This is a genomic window from Lacticaseibacillus sp. 30, assembly GCF_053819265.1.
Genome location: NZ_JBSOQX010000028.1, coordinates 20,512 through 30,560 on the forward strand (window position 1 = coordinate 20,512; position 10,049 = coordinate 30,560).

General features: G+C 49.3%; 5 protein-coding genes. 4 read left to right on the forward strand and 1 reads right to left on the reverse strand.

The features are described from left to right. Nucleotides 1-249: 249 nt before the first annotated feature. Nucleotides 250-1,989, reverse strand: a complete 1,740-nt coding sequence (locus tag ACWPAB_RS13565; protein WP_016380556.1) for a hypothetical protein — start codon at nucleotides 1,987-1,989, stop codon at nucleotides 250-252. Nucleotides 1,990-2,298: 309 nt separating this feature from the next. Between ACWPAB_RS13565 and ACWPAB_RS13570 the strand changes: the two genes are divergently transcribed. From ACWPAB_RS13570 to ACWPAB_RS13585, 4 genes are all read left to right on the forward strand, one after another. Beyond that, on the forward strand, nucleotides 2,299-4,962 hold the full coding sequence (locus ACWPAB_RS13570; protein ID WP_016382003.1) for a YfhO family protein: 2,664 nt from the start codon (nucleotides 2,299-2,301) through the stop codon (nucleotides 4,960-4,962). A 665-nt stretch (nucleotides 4,963-5,627) separates the two neighbouring features. Beyond that, nucleotides 5,628-6,458 (forward strand): PRD domain-containing protein, encoded by an 831-nt coding sequence (locus ACWPAB_RS13575; protein WP_003604899.1) that lies wholly within the window; start codon nucleotides 5,628-5,630, stop codon nucleotides 6,456-6,458. A gap of 87 nt (nucleotides 6,459-6,545) precedes the next feature. Beyond that, on the forward strand, nucleotides 6,546-8,399 hold the full coding sequence (locus ACWPAB_RS13580; protein ID WP_003569847.1) for a beta-glucoside-specific PTS transporter subunit IIABC: 1,854 nt from the start codon (nucleotides 6,546-6,548) through the stop codon (nucleotides 8,397-8,399). A gap of 80 nt (nucleotides 8,400-8,479) precedes the next feature. Beyond that, nucleotides 8,480-9,928, forward strand: coding sequence for a glycoside hydrolase family 1 protein (locus tag ACWPAB_RS13585; RefSeq protein WP_003569846.1), 1,449 nt, complete (start codon nucleotides 8,480-8,482; stop codon nucleotides 9,926-9,928). Nucleotides 9,929-10,049 lie beyond the last annotated feature (121 nt).

The following is a 10,049-nucleotide window of genomic DNA, read 5'->3' on the forward strand; positions in this document are numbered from 1 at the left end:
TGCTTTTTTTCACGGATATTTTTATTAGAATTTAAAGATACCAGTGCCAAGGCGGAGCAATCGCAGGTCAGATGGGGCTCAGCCGTGCAAACAACACAGTGACCGGGCTTTGTCGCTGATGTTGTTAGGCGACTTCGAGACCGCGGGTTTTGCGGGCTCGAAGCGCCGTCACCGCTCTAGCTCCGCGTCGCCAGCCCCATCTGGCCGGAGATTGCGGAGTTTGGCACGGCAAGAATCTCTTTTGTTTCATTATTCAGACCCAGTCGTTATCCGCTCATCCGTTGCCCGTTGCCTGCGTGTTTCACGCAACAACCACCAGCCGCCAAAGCCAAGCGCAGCCACTAAGGAAAGCCAGCCGGTCACATGTTGCAGCGCCGTACCTGTATAGACAACTCGAACACGATGCGTGCCTGCTGGTGCCGCTATCGTAATCTGAGCATTTTTCCCACTTGGCCAGTAGTCAACTGTCTTACCGCTGATGGTCACATGATAACCGACGTAGCCAAATTTTGGCAGCTTCAGGGTCACCGGCTTGCTGCTGGTATAGGTAAAACGCATATCATTGTAAGTTTGGGTCGGCATCGTTAGCCGGGTCAATTGATGAGAAGCCGTTACCGAATAAGTTGTCTTTTTAAAAAAAGTCGTTGAATCAAAATCTTCTGGTGCATACTCACTCCCGCCGCCAGTTGCATCTTCATAATAAGCCGGTGCATTCTCATCGGTGATGCGATAAATGTTGGCATTAAGCATCGTCGCATTGATATTCACGGCATAACTGAAACCGACGATGCAGGTTGCCAGCACCAGCTCCCAAGCAATATGTGATGAGGCTGGACGATCCGCCACGATCAACCCAATTGCCAGACTAAGAAATAAAGTCGTCAGCTCCAAGTATCGCCAAGGAAATTGGATGACACCGAAGATCGTTTTGCTAAACAACGACCACGGGAACAAATTGGTGCTTAGAAAGATCGTCAACAGCCCTAAGCCAGTAACTACCTTAACCGCTTGATTCAATTTCCGCCAACGAATCACCAGCACAATGGCTGTCATTAACATGAAAATGCCCATGCCAGGTCGAAAGGCTTGGCCGACATTCTGCATATTACTGGTTGAGGCATACATACTCAGGGAGTTCTCAAAAAGATCACCCAAACTATAGAGGATGAAGTTCGGCCAGATCGTCGCAGACTCGCTTAACTTCAACGCAATATGACTGGACATCTCAATCATCGGCAAGTAGCTGCCCAGTCCCATCAGCAGCGTACTGATCGCTGCCAGTATCGTGTACTTGACCATTCGCCAAGTCACGCGCCGCATGCCAACCAACACGAGAAAGCCGCCAACCAAAAATTCCAGCACCATAACCAGCGACAACATATGCGCATACATCAGACCGGTCACACCAAACGCCAGTAAAAACCAGTTATCGGTTCGTTTGACGTAAAGCTCATACATGCCCGCGGCGATGATCGGCAGGAAAATGAAGGCCAGATTTTCACCCAAGGCCCCCCGCACAAAGGCGTCTAAGGCCCGGTAGACCGCAGTCGTATACACCATGCTGAAAACAAACGCCGCCAGCGGTTTTCGCCGAATTTTCAAGAAACTAGCGTAGGCAGCCAATACTGTGACGATGAGAATGAGGGCCTGATAACCATCATACGCACCGACCACCCCCATCCCCATCAGCCGTAGCCACACATATGGCAACAACATTAATGAAGGATAGTACGCGTCAAAAGCATAGCCAAAGTTGCGGACTGCCTCAGGAAAAACCTTGGGAAAATACTGGCCGTGCCGCACACTGGTCACATAGCTTTCCAACCGCCGCAGCTGTGGCATCGTATCGTCTTGATGAAAGATATAGGGTAGATGCAGCTGCGGCCACTGTACGAGCAAAACCAAGACCATCGCCAAAATCGGCAACAGCCAGACAGCATTTTGTGTCATGAATGTCTTCAGCTTTGCTGATGATGTCTGTGCGTGCATAAACCGTCCTCCCAAAATAACTTTCATTCTATTGTACCGTTCCCCGATGCTGTTTGTCTTACCGGAAAAGATTATTTTCATCCCTTTGACCACACGACCTGATGTCACAAGTATCACCAATTGCTACGTTTTTTTAAAATAGCAGCCACAGCGCTTTCATTGCGCTTCCGGTCACTTTTCAGTTCAAAGACGCGTTATGATTAAGTTAATATTCAAGACTTGCTTATTTTTAAGTCAGTCATTTTTTCTGCTATCATATTGTTTATTAACTTTTGACCCTACCGAATTTTCGAAGGAGTCCCTCTCTATATGTCGCGATTTAAAAAGCATCGAACATGGCCATTATTGCTCATCAGTTTCAGCATGACCTTCACCATCAGTCTGATCGTTTTCGCCGCGTTAAAAATGGTGCCTTTTGGCTCGTCATCTATTTTGGCAAACGATTCAGCCGTTCAATATGTTGATTTCTTTACTTATCTGAAACACGCCTTAATGGGCACAGCTGGCAAAGCTTATTCTTTCTCCAACAGTCTTGGCGGCGGCATGTATGCAAATTGGACCTATTACCTGTTAAGTCCTTTCAACTTGATCTTCGTGCTTGTATCGCGCCAAGCCATTCCCGTGGCCATGCTGTTTGTGACCGCGCTTAAGTACAGCACCGCGGCACTTGCTGCGCAGGTATTGGCCAGCCATCGCTATGGCAAAAACTGGTACACCTTGGTCTTCAGCGTCAGTTACGGCCTTTCCGGCTTCCTGATTGCCAACTTTCTGAATATCATGTGGATGGACGGCGTGATTTTATTGCCGCTCGTGATTTTAGGCATTGACCGCCTCTTTGAAGAACACCGGCTCATCCCCTATGTTGTGCCATTAAGCCTAAGCTTCATCACGAACTATTATATTGGTTTCATGGTCGCCATTTTCTCGGCGCTGTATTTCTGCTGGCAATGGGCGAGTCACCATCAGCCTCAACTGCTGCGCAAAATCGCGCTTTTCGTCGGCGGGTCGTTACTGAGCGGTATGATCGGCGCCATCGTCTTGATCCCCACTTATTTGGCCTTAAGTGCCTCACGTCTTTCCAGTGCTGGTGCAGATTTCACCATTAAACCGCTTTTCTCGCTGATCGATCTGCCGTCAAAATTGATTCCTGGCAGTTTCAACTTTGCGCAGTTATCAAATGGCCTACCCAATTTATACATGGGCATGATCGCCCTCTTAGGCGCTGTCTTTTACTTCTTAGCTCCAGCAATCTCGGTTCGCGAGCGTTTGATTTCCGGCGTGATGACTGTGATTCTGATGCTGTCCATTTGGCTCAACCCGCTTGTCATCATGTGGCAAGGTTTTCGCGCGCCGGTTTGGTACCTTTATCGGCATTCTTTTATTGTCATTTTTTGGTTGTTATTGCTCGGTTTACGCGGTCTCGCCAACCTGCCGTCAGTCTCACGTCTACGAATGATCATCGCCAGCGTGGTTGTCGGCGGGGGCGTCTTCATCCCAACGGCTTGGCGCATGGGCAGTCACAAGTATGTCACCTTGACCAACCTCGTCCTCGGCGGCGTCTTACTCTTAGTCGCGGCCATCTTACTGTATAGTTGGGCGCATCACCTGTTCCCACAAAAATGGGTGGTTGGCGGTCTCCTAACCTTGCTGGTGCTAGATATGGGCGCCAATGCATACGCGAGTCTCAAAGCCATCAGTTTCATCTCAAAAGCAGACTTCACCGTTACAAGCAAGGCGCTTAATGCAGCTTACACCGAAGCGAAAACACTGGCGCCAAATACTTTTTACCGGGTAAACAGTGATACCCAGCGTTCCATGGACGATCCTTATCAGTACAATTTTAACGGCATTAGCACCTTCTCATCCGTCCTCAACACTAGCACGATCAATGCGTTAACCAATGTCGGTGCCATTGGCTCAGCCGGCCGCGTGAAAAATAACGACCTGACTTGGCCGCTCGAAAGCCTGCTCGGTGTCCGGCAACTGTTGCTGGTCAATACGCAAAGCACGAAAACGACAACGCCTGAATACCAGCAGATTTCTTCTCGAATCATTGACAACCCCCGTTATGATTTACCGGCATACAAGTTGATCGGTCATAACGATTATTTCAATATTTACCAAAATCCTGATGCGCTCCCTGTGGCCACCCAGATTTATCGAAAAGTACCGACACAGGTACAAGCTAATCCCGTGCTTCAACAAAATGCCTACTTCAGCACCTTCACACCGGAAACAATCGGCGCAATTTTCACAACCACCGATTTCTCCGGCATCACCGTTGACAACGTGAAGCCGCTGACCACCTTGACCAATGCCATTGCCACCAAAAAGGATAAAAAGCTCGGCGCGACGATTACCTTAAATGTCAACCCGAGTACCGAGCAGCGTTACTTGGTCATGGGTGAAAACATGCGCAAAAACATGGCCATCAGCATCAATAATGTGCCGCTCAAAAACGATCCTGACAATGGCAGCAAAACGGTCTCATTACCTATTGACGCGGAAAAACCGACAACTGTCACCTTAACGTTCAACCGCAACATTGATCAGATTGATCTCGATCATTTTGCTTTATATACCCTCAATCGCCAACCATTCGAACAGGCGGTTGCGGCGGCAAAACAACACGCGCCTAAACAAGTCGTCAAAAACGGCAGCGTCACTTTAACCACCCGTCAAAACAACAGCGGCTACATCATGTTAACCATCCCCTATGAAAAAGGCTGGCAAGTTGATAACAAGCAAGTGAAAATCCAAAACTATCGCGGCTTCATCGGACTCAAAGTCCCTTCAACAAACCTGAAATTCACCTTGAGTTATCACACCCCTGGGATCAAAGCTGGCTGGACCGTGACAAGCCTTGGGTTAATCGGCTTAATTGCCCTCGCTTTCCTTGAATACTGGCCGCGAAACGGGAAACATGCCATTCTAGTTAACTGGCCCGCTCGCTTTCGGAAAATGTGGCAATAACAAACTGTGCTAATCAATTCACTGCCGTGCCAAACTCCGCCATCTCCGGCCAGATGGGGCTGGCAACGCGGAGCTAGAGCGGAGACAGCGCTTTGAGCTCGCAAAAACCGCGATCTCAAAGTCGCCTAACAACATCAGCGCCAAAGACCCTCGCTGTGTTGTTTGCACGGCTGAGCCCCATCTGGCCTACGATTGCTCCGCCTTGGCACTGGGATCTTAAATTCCGACTACTGACAAAAAAGCTCAATTTTTCAAAGGGTAACAATTTTGTTCGAAAGCGTTCTTAAGCGATCATTCAGCCCCAAACATGCTGAACCAGTCTTTAATATAATCACATTCATATTTATAATCTTTCCTGAATCAAAATATTAATGATTATCAGATAAAATAATAAAAATATGTGCTTTCATTCATCGAAATGGTTGCGTTTTCTATAGTCATCATGCTAAAATACATTGACCAGATAACGCATCACAAGCGCATGTTACTGCTTATGCAGGCAAGACTTGGATTATCGTTTCATCGCAAACGATTTTCTTCAGTCTGCCTGCTTTTTTGTGCCACCAAACACGCGCTTCGCAACAACTGGCACGCGTCCTTTGCAAAACTTGCGGTAAGTGGCGGCCCGCAAGCATCACACGAACGACTTATGAAAGGGGTGTCCGATGTTTCGCATCAAAAAAGTGCTCAATGTCAATGTCGTCCTCGCTGAACAGGACGGCCACGAGTATATCGCGTTTGGCAAGGGCATTGGCTATCGGCAAAAAGTGAACGCCTGTCTTCCCGACAACGCGATCTTCAAAAAATTCATGCCGCTGGATGACAGTCGCAAAAGCGAAATGATCCAATCGCTCAATAACATACCACCTGTTTACATCAGCATTACCTCACAGATTGTGACGTATGCTGAGCAGCAACTGCAGCTGTCCCTTCTTCCCAGTATCTACTACGCCTTAACAGATCATCTGGCTTTTTCAGTTCAGCGCTATCACAGCAAGCAATCACTGGGTAATCGGATTTACTGGGAAATGAAAACCTACTACCCCGAAATGTTTGCCATTGGCGAATATGGGCTGACGGTTGTCGAAGCGACCTTGCAATTGGCACTCCCACGGGAAGAAGCGGCTAACATTGCCTTCCACATCATCAATGCAACACCAGCCGCGGCCGGTAAAGCGAATATTTTGGAAGTGACCCAGCTTGTTGACAACGTCTTGCAGGCGGTGCGTGCGCTGACTGGTGGCACGATTGACACGACGAGTTTGAATTACGAACGTTTTGTCACCCATATGAAATTCTTTGCTGAGCGTTACCTTGGTGATACCATGCTCGCTGATGATGGCCAACTACTCACAAGTGTCTACACTGTGTATCCGGAAGCGGCCAAAATCGCACTTAAAGTTCAAAAAGCCATTATTGCTATCTACGAAAAAGAACCGACTAAGGAAGAGTTGGCTTATCTCATTATTCATATCCACCGGGTTTTAACTAACTAGTCATCTCATGCCTTACCCCAACCATAACGCGCCCCCCAGCGCAGCAACCGCGCTGGCTCGCGCTCACTATCCGAGGAGGAACACAACATGTCTGACCATCAAAAAATCACCGATCGTATCATGGCAGCGGTGGGTGGTGCCAAAAATGTCAAAACGCTCAATCATTGTGCGACACGATTGCGGTTCACACTGGCTGATAAAACCCAGTTCGATATTCAGCGACTTGAGCAAATGCCTGAAGTGCTGAGTGCCGTGAACTCAGGCGACGAATCACAGGTCGTCATCGGTGCCAATGTGACTAAATATTATGCCGAAATTACCAAAAACTATCACATCCGCGAAGCCGGTGATGGCACCAAACCCAGCGCGGATCATGAAAAGAACATTTTAAAACGGGTCCTGAATGCCATTGTCAGCATCATGGCACCAATTATCACTGTCTTGATCGCAGGCGGCATGTTCAAAGTCGTGATCGCGATTCTCGCCTTGTTCGGCCTTGATCCTAAAGGTGTTCCCTACTTAACCTTGAGCTTCATGGCCGACGCTGCCTTTTACTTTCTGCCATTCATGCTCGCCGTCAGTGCCGCCAAAAAATTCAACACCAATACTTACTTAGCCATGATGATGGCCGGCGTCCTGCTACACCCGAACTTCACCGCGATGGTCGCAGCCGGCAAACCCATCGCCTTGTTTGGTGCACCAATCCGCCTCGCTTCATACGGTGGCAGCGTCATCCCCATCATTCTGATCGTCTGGTTCATGAGCTATGTCGAACGATTCGCCGAAAAAATCGCACCGACCATTATCAAAACCATGCTCAAACCATTATTAGTCGCACTGATAACGGCCCCCGTCGCCTTAATTGTCATTGGCCCGATCGGTAGCTTGCTAGGAGATGGCCTCTACACTGCCGTCACCTTCATTAACCAACACACCCCATGGCTGGTACCAACCGTTGTCGGTGCCTTCACCCCGCTGCTCGTCATGGTCGGGATGCACGTTTCCTTGTTGCCGCTAGCGACGCTGTCAATCACCAGATTCGGCAGCGAAACCATCATGGGCCCCGGCATGCTCGCCAGCAATATTGCCCAAGCCGGTGCTGCAGCCGCCATCGCCTTCCGTGAAAAGCAGGCACGTGGCCGCCAGATCGCGCTTTCTGCCAGTGTGACCGCCTTGTCAGGGATCACCGAACCGGCGCTTTATGGGGTCACCTTGAAATACAAACGGGCTTTAACCTGTGTCATGGTCTCAGGCGGCTTGGCTGGCCTTTTCGCCGGACTCACTGGTCTCGTGCGCTACTCGTTTGGCTCACCCGGTATTTTCACCTTGCCAGTTTTTATCGGCAATAATCCCGCCAACTTCCGCAACGCGCTTTTCACTGTTGCCATTGCGTTCGGTCTAACCTTTGTCTCAACCTATCTCTTTGCCATTGTCGAGAAAAAGACCCCTGCCGACACGAACGAGCCAGCCATCAAGTGCCAAAACCTGAAAAGTGTGGTTACTGGAAAACTGATTCCCCTCAAAGATGTCAATGATGATGTTTTTGCTTCCGGCTCCCTCGGCCATGGCGTTGCAATTGCTCCGGAAGACGACCTCATCGTGGCCCCAGTGGATGCTGTCGTGACCATGACCTATCCCACCGGCCACGCCATCGGCCTCACCACGGCCACTGGCCAGGAAATTTTGATTCATGTTGGGATCAATACCGTTAAAATGAACGGTCGCGGCTTTAAAACGCTCGTCAAGGCAGACCAACACGTCACCGCTGGCGAACCGCTGATTCAAATTGATCTGAAACTGATCGAACAGGAAGGCTTCGATCCAACGGTTATGGTGTTGTTGCTAAATACGCCAGTTGACCGGATTACCATTCAAGAAAAAGCGACTGTGACGACTGACGACCACTTGTTAAGCGTCACCCAAGCCGTTTCAGAAGCGTAAGACAGAGCGTGAACAGCCGTGGTCAGAAGCCACCTTATGTGCAGGCATCTGAGCCAGTGAACGCGTTAAGGAGAAAAATTATGACAAACCAACAATTCCCCGAAAATTTTCTCTGGGGCGGCGCTACTGCCGCTAATCAACTTGAAGGCGCCTACCAAACTGACGGCAAAGGGCTCTCAACCAGCGACCTGCTACTAGGCGGCAACGTCAACACGCCGCGTAAAACGACCCGTGAGTTAGTCCCTGATGCCTTTTACCCAAGTCATGAAGCTATTGATCATTTTCACCGCTTCAAAGAAGACATCGCCTTGTTTGCCGAAATGGGCTTCAAGCTCTATCGGTTCTCCATCGCGTGGACGCGTATTTTCCCAACCGGATTGGAAACCGAGCCAAATGAAGCTGGTCTGGCCTTCTATGATCAAATCATTGCGGAACTCAAACGCTACAACATCGAACCTTTGATTACGATTTCCCACTTCGAATCGCCAATCGGCTTAACAAAGGCCTTCAATGGCTGGGCGGCTCGCGATATGATTGCCGCTTACGTCCGGTTTGCCAAAGTCATCATCAACCGCTATCACCAAGACGTCAAATACTGGCTAACCTTCAACGAAATTAACATGCTCACTCGTCCCATGGGTGCCTATCTGGCAGGCGGTATGTATGTGGACGATTCTGATCGCTTCATCAGTCCAGATGTCGACTCCGAACAGCTGCGCCTGCAAGCACTACACCACCAATTCGTCGCCAGTGCCTTAGTGACCAAGTTTGCCCACGAGCTCGATGCAAGCTTGAAAATTGGCTGCATGCTGGCTTATCGCATGTTGTACCCATCAACCAGCAAACCCACTGACATTGCGCTCGTCCAAACCGCGACAGAATTTAATAACTTCTACTGTGGCGACGTACAGGTAAAAGGCCGCTACGCCTACTTTGCCAAGCGCTATTGGCGTGATCACGACATCCAGCTAGATATCGGCGCTGACGATGAGACGATTCTTGCGGCCGGCACCGTTGATTTCTACACCTTCTCTTACTACCAATCCAGCACCATGACCACCACGGGTGAAGGCGAGCAAGCAGGCGGCAACTTCTTCAGCGGCGTCAAAAACCCCTATCTTGATCGTAGCGACTGGGGCTGGGAAATTGATCCACGTGGCCTGCGCACAGCACTCAATCAAATATATGATCGTTACCATGTACCATTAATGGTCGTCGAAAACGGCTTCGGGACACGTGACGATCTGATCGAAAAAGACGGCAGTAAAACCGTCGAAGACACCGAACGTATCAACTACTTGCAAGCCCACATAGCCGCCATGGCAGATGCGATTCAAGATGGCGTTGATCTTATCGGCTATACCTCGTGGGCACCCATTGATCTCGTCTCTGCCAGCACAGGTGAAATGGCGAAACGATATGGGTATATCTTCGTTGATAAACATGATGACGGTAGCGGTACTTTGGCGCGCTATCGAAAGCAGTCGTTTTATTGGTATCAGCAGGTTATTCAGCAAAACGGTTTGTAATAACAACTGTTTTTAATGCAACCTTGCTTATTCTCGATTTTCCGGGACGAACAACAAAATGCAAACAGCCGCTCATTCTCTGACTTGATGCCAGAAGATAAGCGGCTGTTTTTAGGCTCTA

Bases quoted from the DNA above. Each gene is read 5' to 3' on its own strand.
- ACWPAB_RS13580 (WP_003569847.1), top strand. From the start codon at position 6,546: ATGTCTGACCATCAAAAAATCACCGATCGTATCATGGCAGCGGTGGGT.
- ACWPAB_RS13565 (WP_016380556.1), bottom strand. From the start codon at position 1,989: ATGCACGCACAGACATCATCAGCAAAGCTGAAGACATTCATGACACAA.
- ACWPAB_RS13570 (WP_016382003.1), top strand. From the start codon at position 2,299: ATGTCGCGATTTAAAAAGCATCGAACATGGCCATTATTGCTCATCAGT.
- ACWPAB_RS13585 (WP_003569846.1), top strand. From the start codon at position 8,480: ATGACAAACCAACAATTCCCCGAAAATTTTCTCTGGGGCGGCGCTACT.
- ACWPAB_RS13575 (WP_003604899.1), top strand. From the start codon at position 5,628: ATGTTTCGCATCAAAAAAGTGCTCAATGTCAATGTCGTCCTCGCTGAA.